We start from the raw sequence: 15,666 nt of genomic DNA, 5'->3' as shown, positions 1-15,666 counted from the left end.
CCCGATTTTAGCGGAATCGGGGCCGCCGGGCCCGGCCAGGCGGCGCATTGCGGGGGCAGGGTGACGTAGCGAACACTGCGGCGCGCGGCCGGATGCGCAAGGGCATGCTGCCGGCACGGCCGTTCTGTCGCGTTTTTTGTGCGGGTCCGCCGCGCCGCCCGGCACCCGAGCTCGACATCGGCCGCAGCTTCCCCCGCACTATCGCGCCGCCGCCAGCCCGAGCGACAACGCGCCCGTCACGATCAGGCTCGACGCCCACACCGCGTCGAGATTGAACCAGCTTCGCGATACGAACTTCAGCCCGAGATAGCGGTACACGAGCCACGCGAGGCCGCCGCCGGCGCCGATCATCGCGATGGCATGCACGGCCGCGACGACGAGCGCCATCCCGAGATGCGCATCGACGAGCGTGGCCGCCGCACGATGGCCGGCGTCCCGGTCGAGCCCGCACAGCCCGAGGTAGATCGGTACCAGCATCAGCCCGGCACCATGCGCGATCGCGACCGCGAACGACCACAGGCCGAGCCGCGCGGGCGGAATCCGCGCGAGCGCCCGCGGATGCCGGCGCCGGATCAGCAGCACGGCGCCGAAGCCGATCACGAGCGCGCTCGCACCGATCCGGATCGCCGTTTGCCACGCGAGCAGCGCGGCGAGCAGCCCGAACGGCAGCATCACCGCGAACACGGCGAGCGCATGGCCGAGCGCGAGATAGCCGAGCGCCGCGACGAGCGCGCCGCCGCGGCGCGTCATCAGCGCGTTCGACACCGCGAGCGGCCAGCCCATCGCGGGGTTGAGCCCGTGATACACCCCGCTCGCGAGCACGGCCGCCCACAGTGCGAACGGGGCGTGAAAGCCGGCGTTCAACGCTTGACCGACGGATAGCAGAACGAGTCGGTCGAGCAGTCGCCGCCTTCGAGCCGGATCTGGTGCGCGCGATAGCCGTCGGGGAACTCGACCCAGTAATCGTCGGCGAGCGTCAGCCCGCCTTCCGGCCCCACGTGCGCGAGCACCTGCGCGCCCGGCACGCCGTCCGGATAGAACTGGTCGTCCCACGTCGAATAGAGCGAGTTGGTCCAGTACACGCGTTTTCCGTCGCGGCTGATCTCGACCATCTGCGGGCCGCCGGCGAACGCGCGGCCGTTCGAGTGCGGCGCACGGCGCGCGATGCCGCCGATCCGGACCGACCCCGCGAGCACCGGGTTGTGCGGGTCCGACACGTCGTACTGGCGCATTTCGCCGGTGCCCCAGCACGACACGTAGAGGAAGCGGTCGTCGAGCGACAGGTCGATGTCGGTCACGAGCGGCGGCACCGCGCCGAATCCCTTGAGCAGCGGCGGCAGTTCATCGGCCGCGGCCGGCTCGGCCGGGATCGTCGCGGTTTTCTTCACATTGAACTTGCCGCCTTCGCGCCACCAGGTCCAGATCGAGCCTTCGAGATTGGTCGTGTCGACCACGACGCCGACGAACCCGTATTCGCGCGCCGGGTCGTGCGCGGGCCGTACCTCGAGCGCCATCTGGTGCTGCGCGCCGAGATCGATCGTCTGCACGTTGCGCCGCGCGCGAAGGTCCCAGAAATGCAGCCGGTGCCCGTATTTGTTCGCGAGCAGGTCCTCGGGCACGATCCCGTTCTCGAATTGCGGCGGCAGCGCCCATTCGCTCGACACCATGTAGTCGCGCGGCAGGTTCCACCAGAAGTCGTAGTGCTTGTCCTGCGGGCCGCGATCGATCTCCCATCGGCCGAGCACGTCGAAGGTTTCGCAATCCATGATGAAGATGCCGGGCGCGCCGTCGGTGCCGTCCTTGCCCGCGCCGCCGAGCGTGCTCACGTAGATGCCCTCGGGCCCGCAATGAACGGTGTGCGGCCGCGAATAGCCGGTCTTCGAGAAGACCTCGTCGGGCTCGATGATCTTGTGGATGCGCGCCTGCGTCGGATGCGGCTTCGTGTCGATCACGTAGATGCGCGACGAGCGCAGGCCGGGGATGATCAGGAAACGGCGTTCGAGGAACGCATGGCCGGTCAGCGGCGACAGTGACGACGAACAGGCATTCCAGCCGAAGTGGTGAAACTCGTCGCCGGTGTTCGGCATCGTCACCGTGTGCACGATCTTTCCGTAGGTCGGCGAGCCAGGCTTCACGTCGATCACGGCGAGCGCGTCGGGTCTGGAAAAATCGGGGCTCAGCAACAACGTATAGGCAAACTCTTCTGCCGGTGCCTGCATCGCAAGCTCGGGGGAAGCGTGAAACGTCGGGTCAGGCCGCATGCTCATGGTGATGCCCTCTCGATGGTGTCGGATCGGGGTCGCACGGCCGTTCGAGGTGGGCGTGCGAGTCGGGGTTGCCGCACGGCGTGCATCATGCCGGCGGGAGCGATCGGCAGGCGGACGCACGCGTCGGCGCGCATGCGACGCCGTGCATCAGATCGTGAAAGCGGACAAAGGCGGTGTGCCGGATCGCCGCGCGCGGAGCGAGACGGATGCATGGCAAGGAGGTGAGGCAATCGAAGCCGCGGCCCGCGACGCGGCGACGTCCGGGCGAGTGACGCGGGTGATGTCTGTTAAGGCATGCATAGCGATGTTCCGGCAGATGATGTTTGCATCAGGGTCGGGCATGCATCGGGCGCGTTGCGCGAGTCAGCGGGTTTGCCGCCGCGCTCGCGCGTGCCTAAGTGTAGTCGAGAAAACGGGCGGCCGGTCGCGCGCGGCACCTGTGCACTCTGTCAGGTTCGCGCGCGAGTGAGATACTTGCCGACGTGCCGTTGCGACCCGCGCGCGGGTGGGCAGCGGCGAGACGGAACGGTGGCGCCGGCGCATGCGTGCCGGCTGCCGACATCAACGAGGGACTGATTTCATGGTGAACGAGATGCTTGAAACCGCGACATTGGGAGGCGGGTGTTTCTGGTGCACGGAGGCGGTGTTTCTCGACGTCGACGGCGTGACGGCCGTCCAGTCGGGCTACGCGGGCGGCCATACGCGCAATCCCGGCTATCGCGACATCTGCGAAGGCGACACGGGCCACGCGGAAGTCGTCAACGTGACGTTCGATCCGGCGCGCATCGGCTATCGCGAGATCCTCGAGATCTTCTTTGCGACGCACGATCCGACCCAGTTGAACCGGCAGGGCAATGACGTCGGCACGCAATACCGATCGGTCGTGTTCACCCATTCGGACGCGCAGCGCGACACGGCGCTCGACGTGATCCGCGAACTGGAGCGCGAGCAGGTGTTCGGGCAGCCGATCGTTACGCAGGTCGTGCCGCTCGACGGCAACTACTGGCCGGCCGAGGACTATCACCAGAACTATTACGCGCGCAATCCGGGGCAGGGCTACTGCTCGGTCGTGATCGGGCCGAAGCTCGCGAAATTCCGGCAGAAGTTCTCGCACCGGCTGAAGTCGCTGCGCGGCGCGTAAGCGTCGTGACCGCGGCCGGCGCAAGCCGGTATCAAGCGGGTATCAAGCCGCCTCGTTGCGCCACTGCGCGCACGCGGCGGCGATCTCGCGCGCAAGCGCGATGCACGACAGCGGCGCGGAGCCTTCCGCCTTGTTGTTGATCGTGATGATCACCGGCTGTCCGGCCAGCGCATAGCGCGCGGCCAGTTCGGCGAGCGCCGAGCGCGTGGCCGGATCCTCGTCGACGAGCTTGTCGAACGGCTCGTACTTCGCTTTCGCCTGTTCATACTTGAAGCCGCCGTGCAGGCTCCAGCGCACGATCAGCGGGCCCGGCGCGTCGCCGTCGAGCAGCGCGAGTGCGGCCGCCTGGCGCAGCGGGTCGGGCATCCGCGCGTGCAGGCCGACGCAGTAGCGCACGCCGAGTGCGGCGAGCGCACGGATGAAGCGCGGCGTGAGCAGGCTCGCGTCGCGAATCTCGATCGCGTAGCGGCTGCCGTCGGCTTCCGGCGGCAGCGGCGGCAGTGCCGCGAAGAACGCGGCCAGCCGGTCGATCAGTTCGGCCGGCCGGGCAAGCAGCGTGTCGGGCAACGGCGAGAACTGGAACACGAGCACGCCGGCTTTCCGGCCGAGCCCTTCGACGCACGGCTGCACGAATTCGCGGGTGGCGAGATCCGCGTCGAGGAAGGTCGGGTTCGGTCCCGACGGTTCGCCGCGCCGGCCGCGGATCACCGCATCGGTCACGGAGGCCGGCGCCTTCACGACGAAGCGGAAATCGTCGGGCACCTGCTGCGCGTAGCGCAGGTAGTCGGCTACCGACAGCGGGCCGTAGAACGACCGGTCGAGGCTCACGCTCTTCAGCAGCGGATGCGCGCCATACGCTTCGAGCCCTTCGCGCGAGAGTTTCGTCTGAGCAAAATCGCCGTCGTAGACGATGCCGTCCCAGCCCGGGAAGGTCCACGACGATGTGCCGAGCCGGACGTTCGGCGGCAGGCCGGCCGCTGCGTCGGCCACATCCGGTGCGATCGGTGCGGGCAGCACGCCGCGCCGGCGCCGGCCTTTCTTCGGCGGCTCAGCGGGCGGGGACGGCTCGTCCCACAGCAAGCCGGAAGCGGCGGGAGGTGTTTCGTCTGAAGAACGGGGGTGGGTGGGGGTGCGCGGTGCCGGCTGCGTGTCGTTATGCGCGTCCGGTTTCAGCAGTTCGTCGGAATCGGCAGGCGGGCCATCGTTCGCGGGCGACGCGCGTGCGGCGTCGGCCGGCACGCCGAACAGGTCGAATTGTCCGTCGGCGTGCGGCGCGTTCGCGTCGTCGTGCTGCTGTCGTTCCGGCGGCGTCTTGCGCCGCGTCCTGCCGTCACCCATGCATGCCCAGCGTGAAGCGCCGCCTAGCGTGGCAGCGCGTGTTCGTACATATAGCGCCGCGACCACGGCAGCGTCTTCGCGCTCTGCCCGGCCTTGCGGCACACGATCTGGAAGATCGACACGTCGTCGTGCTCGAACGCATACGCGCAGCCGGCGAGATACACGCGCCAGATGCGGAATTTTTCGTCGTCGACGAGTTGTCGCGCGGCGTCGGCCTTCGCTTCGAAGTTTTCCGTCCAGATATCGAGCGTGCGCGCATAGTGCCGGCGCAGGCTTTCGACGTCAATCGCTTCGAGCCCGCCGCGCTGCGCGGCTTCCAGCGCGAGGCTGATGTGCGGCAACTCGCCGTCCGGGAACACGTAGCGGTCGATGAACTCGCCGCCGCCGAGCGCCGTCTCGCCGCTTTCCGCGTCGGTCGACGTGATCCCGTGGTTCATCGCGATGCCGTCGTCGGTGAGCAGGTCGTGGATCCGCGAGAAATAGAGCGGCAGGTTCTTGCGCCCGACGTGCTCGAACATCCCGACGCTCGTGATGCGGTCGAATTGCCCGTCGATCTCGCGGTAGTCCTGGAGCCGGATCTCGATTTTGTCTTCCAGCCCGGCGGCTTTCACGCGCGCGGTCGCGAGGTCGAACTGGTTCTGCGACAGCGTGACGCCGAGGCACTGCGCGCCGAACTTCTGCGCGGCGCGCAGCACGAGCGCACCCCAGCCGCAGCCGATGTCGAGCAGGCGCTGGCCGGGCTGGAGCCGGATCTTCGTGAGGATGTGGTCGATCTTCTTGATCTGCGCGGTGGCGAGATCTTCGTCGCCATTCTCGAAGTACGCGCACGAGTACACCATGTTCTCGTCGAGCCACAGTTTGTAGAACTCGTTCGAGACGTCGTAGTGATACTGGATCGCCTTCTTGTCGGTGCTCTTCGAGTGATTGAAGTAGCGCTTCACGCGCGCCAGCTTGCTCGCGCTCGTCACCGTGCTGCGCGCGAGCGAGTAGCCGATGTTGATGATGTCCGACAGCTTGCCTTCGATGTCGATCTTGCCCTTCACGTACGCCTCGCCGAGATTGTCGAGGCTCGGTTCGAGCAGGAGCGGCAACGCCGACGCGCTGTTGACCTTCAGCGTGACCTGCGGCGCGCTGAAGGTGCCGAAATCGAGTTGATCGCCGTTCCACAGCACGAGGCGCGCCGGTATGTTCGCTTTCGCCCGTACTTCGTCCGCCCACTGTGCCAGCTTCTTTTCCCAGAACATTTGGATTCTCCGTTTGTTCGTTGAATCGAATACAGCCAAGTATCTTGACCGGCGCCCGCCGCTTGCGAGGCGGGCGCCCGAATGCAACACGAGACACGACCGGCGCGCGCCGGCGCCGCGCTTACGGCGACAGGCGCGAAATCGACCAGCCCGTCGACGTGCCGGCGTCGCGCGTATAGAGCAGGCGGTCGTGCAGCCGCGACGGGCGGCCCTGCCAGAACTCGATCGAGTCGGGCACGAGGCGGTAGCCGCCCCAGTGCGGCGGGCGCGGCGGGTTGTCGCCGTAGCGTTCGCTGGCGGCCTTTTCCTGCGCTTCGAGCGTCGCGCGGCTGTCGATCACCGCGCTCTGTTCCGACGCCCATGCGCCGATGCGCGAGCCGAGCGGGCGCGACGCGAAATAGCGGTCGCTTTCTTCCGCGCTGGTTTTCTCGATCCGGCCTTCGATGCGCACCTGGCGCTCGAGCTCGATCCAGTAGAACAGCAGCGCGGCCTGCGGGTGCGCGGCAAGATCGCGCCCCTTGCGGCTTTCGTAATTGGTAAAGAAGACGAACCCGCGCTCGTCGACGCCCTTGATGAGCACGATGCGTGCCGACGGCCGGCCGTCGGCGCCGACGGTCGCGAGCGTCATCGTGTTCGGCTCGGGCAGCTTGGCGGCGAGCGCCTCCTTGAACCAGCGGTCGAACTGGGCGAAGGGGTCGTGGGCGACATCGGCTTCGTCGAGCGAAGCACGTGAGTAATTGATGCGGAGATCGGCGAGAGTCGTCATGTTATGCAAACGCTTCAATCTGGAACCATTGTAGCCAACGCGCAGGAAACGTGCGTGCACAGTGGCGCGTGCGAGCGAGGAGTTCAGGCAAAATAGAGGGCTGCACGACTTACGTTTTCCTTGCTGCCATGTCCGTCGCCGACGCTGCCCCGCCCAGTTCCTCTGATCTTACCCCGACCCCGGAAATCCAGCTTGACGTGGATCGCGCGCGGCGTTTCGGCGGCGTGGCGCGCCTGTACGGCGCGCCGGCCGCCGCCGCGTTCGAGCGTGCGCACGTCGCGGTGATCGGGATCGGCGGCGTCGGCTCGTGGGTGGCCGAGGCGCTCGCGCGCAACGCGGTCGGCACGCTGACGCTGATCGATCTCGACAACGTCGCCGAAAGCAATACGAACCGGCAGATCCACGCGCTCGACGGCAATTACGGCAAGCCGAAGGTCGATGCGATGGCCGAGCGGATCGCGCTGATCGATCCTGCGTGCCGCGTGAACCGGATCGAGGATTTCGTCGAGCCCGACAACTTCGACGCGCTGCTCGGCGGCGGCTTCGACTACGTGATCGACGCGATCGACAGCGTGCGCACGAAGGTCGCGCTGATCGCGTGGTGCGTCGCGAAGCGCCAGCCGCTCGTCGTGGTCGGCGGGGCGGGCGGCCAGCTCGACCCGACGCGCATCCGGATCGACGATCTCGCGCTGACGATCCAGGATCCGCTGCTGTCGAAGGTGCGCGCACAGTTGCGCAAGCAGCACGGCTTTCCGCGCGGGCCGAAGGCGCGTTTCAAGGTCAGCGCCGTGTATTCGGACGAGCCGCTGATCTATCCGGAAGCCGCCGCGTGCGACCTCGAGGACGGCACCGAGCCGTCCGCGGCCGCGCACGTCGCAGGGCTCAACTGTGCGGGGTTCGGTTCGAGCGTGTGCGTGACCGCGAGCTTCGGCTTCGCGGCCGCCGCGCATGCGCTGCGTGCGATCGCGGCGCAGGCGGCGGGCTGAGCCGCTGCGAATCGCGGTCGTTGTGCAATGCGGCGGCGCGTGATACGCGCCGTGCTTGACGTGGTGATCCGGCAGCCGGGCCGTTGCAGCCCGGCCGGTCCCACGTCAGTTCAGTTGAGCGCCATGCTCAGCCTGCGCCGCCACCCGGCGACGAGGTCCGGGCGATCGCCGGCCAGCTCGAACACCGAGATCAGCGTGCGGCGGCCGAGATCGTCGCCGTACGCGCGGTCGCGCGTGACGATTTCCAGCAACTGCTCCACCGCGCCTTCGTACGCGCGCCGCGCGATCAGGCTCTGCGCGAGGTCGAAGCGCGCGTCGAGATCGGCCGGGTTCGCCGCGATGCGCGCTTCGAGCGCGTCGGTCGGCGGCAGGTCGGCCGTCGCGTCGAGTGCGTCGAAACGGGTCTTGATCGCCAAGTAGCGCGGATCGCCGTTCTGCACGGTCTGCGGCAACAGGCGCTCGGTCTCGGCGCGCGCGGCGTCGACCTGGTTGTTCGCGAGCAGCAGTTCGATCAGGTCGAGGCGGGCGTCGTCGAAGCCCGGGTTCAGCGCGAGCGCCGCTTCGAGGTGCGTGAGCGCGTCGTCGTAGCGCGACTCGGCCATCGCATCCTGCGCGGCACGCCGTTCGGCTTCCTCCGGCGCCGGCAGCAGCCGGTCGAGGAAGGCGCGCAGCTGGCCTTCGGGCAGCACGCCGACGAACTGGTCGACGGGGCGCCCGTCGGCGAACGCGATCACGTGCGGGATGCTGCGCGTCTGGAAGTGCGCGGCGAGTTCCTGGTTCTCGTCGACGTTGACCTTCACGAGCTTCCAGCGGCCTTCATAGTCGCCTTCGAGCTTTTCCAGCAGCGGGCCGAGCGTCTTGCAGGGGCCGCACCACGGCGCCCAGAAGTCGACCAGCACGGGTGCGTCCAGCGACGCCTCGATGACGTCTTTCTCGAATGTGGCAAGCGTGGTGTCCATGTCGTTCTCTTCCGTTCGAATGTCGTCAGGATGGGGGCGGCGCGCCCCTTTTTCAACGCGGCTTCGACTCGGGCAGCGGAATCCACTCCGTTTCGCCCGGCACCTTGCCCATTTCCTGGCGCGTCCAGGCTTGTTTCGCGCGCTCGATCGCCTCGCGGCTGCTCGCGACGAAATTCCATTCGATGAAGCGCTCGCCGTCGATCTTGTCGCCGCCGAGCAGCATCGCACGTGCGCCGCTGCCGCTCGTCAGCGTGACCGCGGCGCCGGGCGTGAGCACGGCCATCTGCTCGGCCGGCACCGGCGTGCCGTCGATCGCAAGCTCGCCGTCGACCACGTAGACCGCGCGCTCCTCGTGCGACGCGTCGAGTGCGAGGCGGCCGCCGGCCGCGAATTCGGCCGCGACGTACAGCGTGCGCGAGAACGTCGTGACCGGCGAGCGCAGCCCGAACGCATCGCCGGCGATCACCGTCAGCGCGACGCCGTCCTCGTTGCGCTTCGGCAGCGTGTCGGCCGCATGGTGCTCGAACGACGGCTCGGTCGTCTCGTGCGCGCGCGGCAGCGCGACCCAGGTCTGGATCCCGTGCACGGTGTGGCCGTTTTCGCGCTGCGCGTCGGGCGTGCGTTCGGAGTGGACGATCCCGCGGCCGGCCGTCATCCAGTTCACGTCGCCCGGCACGATCTCCTGCAGCGAGCCGAGGCTGTCGCGGTGCAGGATCGCGCCGTCGAACAGGTAGGTGACGGTGGCGAGGCCGATATGCGGATGCGGGCGCACGTCGAGCCCCGTGCCGGGCGGCAGCGTGGCGGGCCCCATGTGATCGAAGAAGATGAACGGGCCGACGAGGCGGGCGGCGAGTGCGGGCAGCGTACGGCGCACCTGCAGGTTGCCGATGTCGCGCACGTGCGGCTTCAGCAGGGCTTTGATCGGAGCGGTCATGGCGGATCCTGTGGGGCGGCGGGGGATGCCGGTCATTGTACTGGCCGTCCGCCGCCGATTCCATGCGCGCCACGCGGGTATCGGGCCGGGAGCTGAAACCCGGTAGACTGACCGGCTTCTCAGAGGAAAACACCGGGCCGCCCCGGGTTTTCCGCCTCGCAGCAAGTCTTCTCGGGGCGCCCGCCGCAAAGCGACAGGGAAAGCGACAGGGCCTGAGCGCACCGTGCACGACCATTCGACAATCGAGGAGACGCCGATGATGGCCCCGAAGGACTTGCTGCTTGCGCTGGTCGTGATCCTGGCGTGGGGCGTGAACTTCGTCGTGATCAAGGTCGGCCTGCACGGCATGCCGCCGATGCTGCTCGGCGCGCTGCGCTTCACGCTCGCGGCCGTGCCCGCGGTGTTCTTCGTGCGCCGGCCGCAGATTCCATGGCGCCTGCTGGTGCTGTACGGCGCGACGATCCAGCTCGGCCAGTTCGTGTTCCTGTTCACCGGCATGTACGTCGGCATGCCGGCCGGCCTCGCATCGCTCGTGCTGCAGTCGCAGGCGTTCTTCACGCTCGTGTTCGCGATGCTGTTCCTCGGCGAGCGGCTGCGCGTGCAGAACCTGCTCGGGCTCGCGATCGCCGCGGGCGGGCTCGTCGTGATCGCGGCGCAGGGCGGCCGCGCGATGACGCTCGCGGGCTTCCTGCTGACGATCTGCTCGGCCGCGATGTGGGCGTTCGGCAACATCGTCACGAAGAAGGTCGGCCGTGCGAACCTCGTGTCGCTCGTCGTGTGGGCCAGCCTCGTGCCGCCCGTGCCGTTCTTCCTGCTGTCGCTATGGTTCGAAGGGCCGCAGCGGATCGCGACCGCGCTCGCCGGGCTGAACGGCGCGTCGATCTTCGCGGTCGTCTATCTCGCGTTCGTCGCGACGCTGCTCGGCTACGGGCTGTGGAGCCGTCTGCTGTCGCGCTATCCGGCCGCGCAGGTCGCGCAGTTCTCGCTGCTGGTGCCGATCGTCGGGCTCGCGTCGTCGGCGCTGCTGCTCGACGAGCATCTGACGCGCCCGCAGCTGATCGGCGCGGCGCTCGTGATGGGCGGGCTCGCGGTGAACGTGTTCGGCGGGAAACTGATGCGCCGCTTCGCGGCGTCGTGACGCGCCGGCACGCACTGCGTGCCGGCGGCGGGGCGGGGTGGCCGGGTACGGCCGTCAGGCCATCCGGCTCTTCGCGAGCGGCGGATTCGCGGCGAAATAGCGCTTGATGCCGCGGAAGATCGCGTCTGCCATCTGGTCGCGATAGCCGTCGTCGTTCAGCCGGCTCTCTTCTTCCGGGTTGCTGATGAAGGCCGTTTCAACGAGGATCGACGGAATGTCGGGCGCCTTCAGCACCGCGAACCCGGCCTGCTCGACCGAGCCCTTGTGCAGCTTGTTGATGCCGCCCACTTCCTTCAGCACGTAGTTGCCGTAGCGCAGCGAATCGCGGATCTGCGCGGTCGTCGACATGTCGAACAGCGCGCGGTTCACGGCCGCGTCCGCCGTCTTGATGTTGATGCCGCCGATCAGGTCGGACGAGTTCTCCTTGTTCGCCATCCAGCGTGCCGCGGCGCTCGTCGCGCCGTGGTCGGACAGCGCGAACACCGACGAGCCGCGCGCGGACGGCGTCGTGAATGCATCGGCGTGGATCGACACGAACAGGTCGGCGCCCACGCGGCGCGCTTTTTGCACGCGCACGTTCAGCGGCACGAAGAAGTCGGCGTCGCGCGTCATCATCGCACGCATGTTCGGCGCGCCGTCGATCTTCGCGCGCAGCTTCTTCGCGATGTCGAGCGCGATGTGCTTCTCGTACGTGCCGCCGCCGCCGATCGCGCCCGGATCCTCGCCGCCATGGCCCGGATCGATCGCCACCGTCAGCAGGCGGACGGTGCCGCCCTTGCCGGATTTCGGCGCGGTGAACTTGTAGGTGTCGCCATCGTCGTCGCTGTCGTCGCGGCGTGCGATGACGGGCGGCGGCTTGACGGCCGGCTTCGCGGGCGTCGAAGGGGTGGCGGGCGGCGTGTGCGGCGTGGCCGGCGTGTTCTGCGCGAAGCGCTGGAAGAACGCGTCGCTGTTGTCGCCCGCGGCGGGCGGCGGGGTACCGGGGCCCGCCAGCGTGGTCGGCGGCTGCATCTGCTGCGCACGTGCCGTGTCGTTGAGCGCCTGCTCCTTGCGTTCCGTCTGCGCGATCAGGTCGGACAGCGGATCGGGCGCGACGGCCGGATACAGGTCGAACACGAGCCGGTACTTGTAGGTGCCGACCGGCGGCAACGTGAACACCTGCGGCTTCACCGAGCCTTTCAGGTCGAACACCATCCGCACGACGTGCGGCTGATACTGGCCGACACGCACCGACTGGATCTGCGGATCGTTCGGCGCGATCTTCGACACGAGGTCGCGCAGCGCCTGGTCGAGATCGAGGCCGGTCAGGTCGACGACGAGACGGTCGGGACCCTGCAGTAGCTGTTGGCTATTCTGCAGCGGCTGGTCGGATTCGATCGTGACGCGCGTGTAATCGCGTGCGGGCCACACACGCACGCCGAGCACCGACGACGCGCGCGCGAGCCGCGGTGCAACGAGACCGAGCACCAGCGTCGACGCGCCCGCGCACAGGATCTGGCGGCGCCGCCAGTTGTGCGTCGCGGTGGCCGCCGATTCGATCGAGCGGAACGGTTTGATCAACATCTTTCGAGACATGCCTTTCCTGAAGCGCTGTACGCCCGGACGGTGAGGGCGCGGCCGTCGCCGTCCACGTCGAGCGAGAAAACCAGATCGGGTACGCCGAGCAGCGTGCCTGCCTGTTGTGGCCATTCGACGAGGCAGATCGCGCTGGAATTGAAATATTCGCGAAAGCCTGCGTCGGACCATTCGGCCGGATCGTTGAAACGATACAGATCGAAGTGATAGACCTCGAGTTCCCCATCGTCGCGTTCGAGCGCGTACGGCTCGACGAGCGTATAGGTCGGGCTGCGCACGCGCCCGGTGTGGCCGAGGCCACGCAGGATCGCGCGCACGAGGGACGTCTTGCCCGCGCCGAGATCGCCGACCAGCTGGATCTGCAGCCCGTCGAACGCATGCGCGCGGGCAAGCTCGGTGCGCGCCGCGTCGAGCGCGTGCGCGAAGCGGGTGCCGAAGGCCTCGGTCGCCGCTTCGTCGGCGAGCGCGATCACGCGCTCCGCGAGCGGGGCGGGCAGCATGGCGTCGTGAGGCGGATGGCTGGGCGTGGCTGGCATTCTCGTAAAATAGTGCGATGAACCGATTACCGGAACTCGCCGCATCCGACAGACCTTCGACTCGTGCCGAAGGTGCGGCACCGTGCGCGCTCGACGATGCGGCGTTGACTGCGCTCGCCGCGCGCATCAGGGCGTGGGGGCGCGAATTGGGTTTCGGGGCGATCGGCATCAGCGATACCGATCTCTCGGATGCCGAAGCAGGCCTCGCCGCCTGGCTGGAAGCCGGATACCACGGCGAAATGGATTATATGGCGAAACATGGGATGAAACGCGCGCGTCCGGCCGAACTTGTGGCCGGTACGCGACGTGTGATCTCCGCCCGGCTCGCCTATCTGCCGGCCGAAACGCTGGCCGCCGACACGCCTGAAAGCGAGCCGGGCGCGCTCGTGCCGCGCGACTGGCGCGCACGCGAACGGGCCCGGCTCGACGATCCGCAGGCGGCCGTCGTGTCGATCTACGCACGCGGCCGCGACTATCACAAGGTGTTGCGCAACCGCCTGCAGACGCTCGCCGAGCGCATCGAGCAGGAGATCGGTGCGTTCGGCTACCGCGTGTTCACCGATTCGGCGCCCGTGCTCGAGGTCGAGCTCGCGCAGAAGGCCGGCGTCGGCTGGCGCGGCAAGCACACGCTGCTGTTGCAGCGCGATGCGGGCTCGCTGTTCTTCCTCGGCGAGATCTACGTCGACGTTCCGCTGCCGACCGATGCGCACACGTCCCCCGACACCGCGCCCGAGACGCCCGGCGCGCATTGCGGCAGCTGCACGCGCTGCATCGACGCGTGCCCGACCGGCGCGATCGTCGAGCCGTACCGCGTCGACGCGCGCCGCTGCATCTCGTACCTGACGATCGAACTGAAAGGCAGCATCCCCGAGCCGCTGCGGCCGATGATCGGCAATCGCGTGTACGGCTGCGACGACTGCCAGCTCGTGTGCCCGTGGAACAAGTTCGCGCAGGCCGCGCCCGTCGCCGATTTCGACGTGCGGCACGGACTCGATCGCGCGACACTCGTCGAGCTGTTTGCGTGGGAGGCGGACGCGTTCGATACGCGGATGCAGGGCAGTGCGATCCGGCGCATCGGCTACGAAAGCTGGCTGCGCAATCTCGCGGTCGGGCTCGGCAATGCGCTGCGCGCGGACGCGGGCCGGCTGACGCCGCAGGCGCGCGACGCGATCGTCGCCGCGTTGCGCGCGCGGGCCGACGATCCGTCGCCCGTCGTGCGCGAGCATGTCGAATGGGCGCTGCGTGCTGCATGAAGGCGGCGTAAAGTGTCGTCGGCGCGCGGTGGTGCCGCGCGCATCCATCGGTCAGGAGAGGGCCATGTTCAATGCAGTCATCGACGCACCGTTCGGCAAGGTCGGCATCCGCACGGATGCCGCAGTGGTGCGCGAGATCGTCTATCTGCCCGAATCGGTGAAGTCGGTCGATCCGGATTCCCCGCTCGCGCAGCGCGCGGTCAAGCAGATCGAACGTTATTTCGAGCGTGCGTCGGCGCGCTTCGACCTGCCGCTCGCCGAAGTCGGCAGCGCGTTCCAGCACCGCGTGTGGGACGTGATCAGCGATATTCCGCCCGGCACGGTGCTGACCTACGGGCAGGTCGCGAAGCGGATCGGCAGCGCGCCGCGCGCGGTGGGCCAGGCGTGCGGCGCGAACTACTTCCCGCTCGTGATCCCGTGCCATCGCGTCGTCGCGGCGGGCGGACTCGGCGGCTTCGCGAACCACGACGACAACGGTTATTACCAGAAAGTGAAGCGCTGGCTGCTGGCGCACGAAGGCGTGCCGTACTGATGAGTGAATCGCTGATGTCCCCCGCAGTCGACGGCGATGCCGTCGAGGTGTCCCCCGCGCTGCTCGCAAGCCGCGCGTCGATCGACGTGTTTTGCGATGCGCTGTGGCTCGAGCACGGGCTGGCGCGCAACACGCTCGATGCGTACCGGCGCGATCTGGTGCTGTTTTCACAATGGCTGGCCGAGACGCACGACGCGTCGCTCGATTCGGTCGACGAAGCGATGGTGACGGGCTACATCGCCGCGCGCAGCGACGGCAAGGCGACGTCGTCGAACCGGCGGCTGTCCGTGTTCCGGCGCTATTACGGCTGGGCCGTGCGCGAGCATCGCGCGAGCGCCGACCCGACGCTGCGGATCACGTCCGCGAAGCAGGCGGCCCGGTTTCCGTCGACGTTGTCGGAGGCGCAGGTCGAGGCGCTGCTCGGTGCACCCGACATAGGTACGCCGCTCGGCCTGCGCGATCGTACGATGCTCGAGCTGATGTATGCGAGCGGGCTGCGCGTGAGCGAGCTCGTGATGCTGAAGACCGTCGAGGTCGGGCTCAACGAGGGCGTCGTGCGCGTGATGGGCAAGGGCTCGAAAGAGCGGCTCGTGCCGTTCGGCGAAGTCGCGCAAGGGTGGATCGAGTGCTACCTGCGTGAGGCGCGGCCGGCGCTGCTCGGCGCGCGCGCGGCCGACGCGCTGTTCGTGACCGCGCGCGGCGACGGGATGACGCGCCAGCAGTTCTGGAACATCATCAAGCGCCACGCGCAGCACGCGGACGTGCGCGCGCACCTGTCGCCGCACACACTGCGGCACGCGTTCGCGACGCACCTGCTGAACCATGGCGCCGACCTGCGTGTCGTGCAGCTGCTGCTCGGTCACAGCGATATCTCGACCACGCAGATCTACACGCACGTCGCACGCGAGCGGTTGAAGACGCTGCACGCGGAACACCATCCACGCGGTTAGCGCATCCGGCGCGGCGCGGGCCGAGTCGCACGCACCGGCCCGCGCGC

General features: G+C 68.4%; 15 protein-coding genes. 6 read left to right on the top strand and 9 right to left on the bottom strand.

Annotated elements, in window-relative coordinates; genetic code table 11:
- Positions 1-198 precede the first annotated feature (198 nt).
- A complete protein-coding gene (locus CFB47_RS14820) occupies positions 199-864 on the bottom strand; it encodes a hypothetical protein (protein WP_089461555.1) in 666 nt (221 codons plus the stop codon).
- Entirely contained in the window at positions 861-2,267 is a 1,407-nt protein-coding gene (locus CFB47_RS14815; protein WP_089456818.1) for a selenium-binding protein SBP56-related protein, read from the bottom strand. The genes CFB47_RS14820 and CFB47_RS14815 overlap by 4 nt, the downstream gene beginning before the upstream one ends.
- 580 nt (positions 2,268-2,847) lie before the next feature.
- Between CFB47_RS14815 and msrA the strand changes: the two genes are divergently transcribed.
- Entirely contained in the window at positions 2,848-3,408 is a 561-nt protein-coding gene (gene msrA, locus CFB47_RS14810) for a peptide-methionine (S)-S-oxide reductase MsrA (protein ID WP_041492935.1), read from the top strand.
- Between the two features lie 42 nt (positions 3,409-3,450).
- Here the strand turns inward: msrA and CFB47_RS14805 are convergent, their stop codons facing one another.
- The 3 genes from CFB47_RS14805 to pdxH all read right to left on the bottom strand — a co-directional run bounded on the left by CFB47_RS14805 (position 3,451) and on the right by pdxH (position 6,756).
- Positions 3,451-4,746, bottom strand: a complete 1,296-nt coding sequence (locus CFB47_RS14805; protein ID WP_089461554.1) for a DUF72 domain-containing protein — start codon at positions 4,744-4,746, stop codon at positions 3,451-3,453.
- A 23-nt stretch (positions 4,747-4,769) separates the two neighbouring features.
- Positions 4,770-5,990 (bottom strand): cyclopropane-fatty-acyl-phospholipid synthase family protein, encoded by a 1,221-nt coding sequence (locus CFB47_RS14800; RefSeq protein ID WP_089440881.1) that lies wholly within the window; start codon positions 5,988-5,990, stop codon positions 4,770-4,772.
- A 121-nt stretch (positions 5,991-6,111) separates the two neighbouring features.
- Positions 6,112-6,756: a pyridoxamine 5'-phosphate oxidase gene (pdxH, locus tag CFB47_RS14795; RefSeq protein ID WP_089456816.1), complete on the bottom strand. Its 645-nt coding sequence runs from the start codon at positions 6,754-6,756 to the stop codon at positions 6,112-6,114.
- A gap of 128 nt (positions 6,757-6,884) precedes the next feature.
- On the opposite strand from pdxH, the gene CFB47_RS14790 reads away from it, so the two are divergent.
- Positions 6,885-7,742 carry a ThiF family adenylyltransferase gene (locus CFB47_RS14790; protein ID WP_069248702.1) on the top strand — a complete coding sequence of 286 codons (858 nt, stop codon included), beginning with the start codon at positions 6,885-6,887 and terminating at the stop codon, positions 7,740-7,742.
- A gap of 110 nt (positions 7,743-7,852) precedes the next feature.
- Here the strand turns inward: CFB47_RS14790 and trxA are convergent, their stop codons facing one another.
- Together trxA and CFB47_RS14780 are read right to left on the bottom strand one after the other, a co-directional pair.
- Positions 7,853-8,701 (bottom strand): thioredoxin, encoded by an 849-nt coding sequence (trxA, locus tag CFB47_RS14785; RefSeq protein WP_089461553.1) that lies wholly within the window; start codon positions 8,699-8,701, stop codon positions 7,853-7,855.
- A gap of 52 nt (positions 8,702-8,753) precedes the next feature.
- Entirely contained in the window at positions 8,754-9,635 is an 882-nt protein-coding gene (locus CFB47_RS14780; protein ID WP_089461552.1) for a pirin family protein, read from the bottom strand.
- A gap of 259 nt (positions 9,636-9,894) precedes the next feature.
- Between CFB47_RS14780 and CFB47_RS14775 the strand changes: the two genes are divergently transcribed.
- Complete coding sequence (locus tag CFB47_RS14775; RefSeq protein WP_179258959.1) at positions 9,895-10,773, top strand: EamA family transporter; 879 nt, start codon at positions 9,895-9,897, stop codon at positions 10,771-10,773.
- 54 nt (positions 10,774-10,827) lie between these two features.
- Here CFB47_RS14775 and CFB47_RS14770 read toward each other — a convergent pair whose 3' ends face one another.
- Together CFB47_RS14770 and tsaE are read right to left on the bottom strand one after the other, a co-directional pair.
- The gene (locus CFB47_RS14770; RefSeq protein WP_089440877.1) at positions 10,828-12,348 is read right to left on the bottom strand and encodes an N-acetylmuramoyl-L-alanine amidase; all 1,521 of its coding nucleotides are present in this window, start codon (positions 12,346-12,348) and stop codon (positions 10,828-10,830) included.
- A complete protein-coding gene (gene tsaE, locus CFB47_RS14765) occupies positions 12,330-12,884 on the bottom strand; it encodes a tRNA (adenosine(37)-N6)-threonylcarbamoyltransferase complex ATPase subunit type 1 TsaE (RefSeq protein ID WP_089426181.1) in 555 nt (184 codons plus the stop codon). The genes CFB47_RS14770 and tsaE overlap by 19 nt, the downstream gene beginning before the upstream one ends.
- Before the next feature lie 17 nt (positions 12,885-12,901).
- Here tsaE and queG point away from each other — a divergent pair, with 17 nt between their 5' ends.
- From queG to xerD, 3 genes are all read left to right on the top strand, one after another.
- The gene (queG, locus tag CFB47_RS14760) at positions 12,902-14,137 is read left to right on the top strand and encodes a tRNA epoxyqueuosine(34) reductase QueG (protein WP_089461550.1); all 1,236 of its coding nucleotides are present in this window, start codon (positions 12,902-12,904) and stop codon (positions 14,135-14,137) included.
- A 64-nt stretch (positions 14,138-14,201) separates the two neighbouring features.
- Positions 14,202-14,669 carry a methylated-DNA--[protein]-cysteine S-methyltransferase gene (locus tag CFB47_RS14755; RefSeq protein WP_089426179.1) on the top strand — a complete coding sequence of 156 codons (468 nt, stop codon included), beginning with the start codon at positions 14,202-14,204 and terminating at the stop codon, positions 14,667-14,669.
- On the top strand, positions 14,669-15,619 hold the full coding sequence (gene xerD / locus CFB47_RS14750) for a site-specific tyrosine recombinase XerD (protein WP_089461549.1): 951 nt from the start codon (positions 14,669-14,671) through the stop codon (positions 15,617-15,619). Before CFB47_RS14755 ends, xerD begins: the two co-directional genes overlap by 1 nt.
- Positions 15,620-15,666: the final 47 nt, after the last annotated feature.

The sequence above is a fragment of the Burkholderia sp. AU27893 genome (assembly GCF_002223205.1).
Classification (GTDB): Bacteria; Pseudomonadota; Gammaproteobacteria; order Burkholderiales; family Burkholderiaceae; genus Burkholderia.
This window is presented reverse-complemented; position numbering and strand designations above follow the sequence as displayed.

What these genes read in the sequence shown, in the direction of transcription:
- CFB47_RS14815 (WP_089456818.1), bottom strand. Translation starts at nt 2,267, where the DNA reads ATGAGCATGCGGCCTGACCCGACGTTTCACGCTTCCCCCGAGCTTGCG.
- msrA (WP_041492935.1), top strand. Translation starts at nt 2,848, where the DNA reads ATGGTGAACGAGATGCTTGAAACCGCGACATTGGGAGGCGGGTGTTTC.
- CFB47_RS14805 (WP_089461554.1), bottom strand. Translation starts at nt 4,746, where the DNA reads ATGGGTGACGGCAGGACGCGGCGCAAGACGCCGCCGGAACGACAGCAG.
- CFB47_RS14800 (WP_089440881.1), bottom strand. Translation starts at nt 5,990, where the DNA reads ATGTTCTGGGAAAAGAAGCTGGCACAGTGGGCGGACGAAGTACGGGCG.
- pdxH (WP_089456816.1), bottom strand. Translation starts at nt 6,756, where the DNA reads ATGACGACTCTCGCCGATCTCCGCATCAATTACTCACGTGCTTCGCTC.
- CFB47_RS14790 (WP_069248702.1), top strand. Translation starts at nt 6,885, where the DNA reads ATGTCCGTCGCCGACGCTGCCCCGCCCAGTTCCTCTGATCTTACCCCG.
- trxA (WP_089461553.1), bottom strand. Translation starts at nt 8,701, where the DNA reads ATGGACACCACGCTTGCCACATTCGAGAAAGACGTCATCGAGGCGTCG.
- CFB47_RS14780 (WP_089461552.1), bottom strand. Translation starts at nt 9,635, where the DNA reads ATGACCGCTCCGATCAAAGCCCTGCTGAAGCCGCACGTGCGCGACATC.
- CFB47_RS14775 (WP_179258959.1), top strand. Translation starts at nt 9,895, where the DNA reads ATGGCCCCGAAGGACTTGCTGCTTGCGCTGGTCGTGATCCTGGCGTGG.
- CFB47_RS14770 (WP_089440877.1), bottom strand. Translation starts at nt 12,348, where the DNA reads ATGTCTCGAAAGATGTTGATCAAACCGTTCCGCTCGATCGAATCGGCG.
- tsaE (WP_089426181.1), bottom strand. Translation starts at nt 12,884, where the DNA reads ATGCCAGCCACGCCCAGCCATCCGCCTCACGACGCCATGCTGCCCGCC.
- queG (WP_089461550.1), top strand. Translation starts at nt 12,902, where the DNA reads ATGAACCGATTACCGGAACTCGCCGCATCCGACAGACCTTCGACTCGT.
- CFB47_RS14755 (WP_089426179.1), top strand. Translation starts at nt 14,202, where the DNA reads ATGTTCAATGCAGTCATCGACGCACCGTTCGGCAAGGTCGGCATCCGC.
- xerD (WP_089461549.1), top strand. Translation starts at nt 14,669, where the DNA reads ATGAGTGAATCGCTGATGTCCCCCGCAGTCGACGGCGATGCCGTCGAG.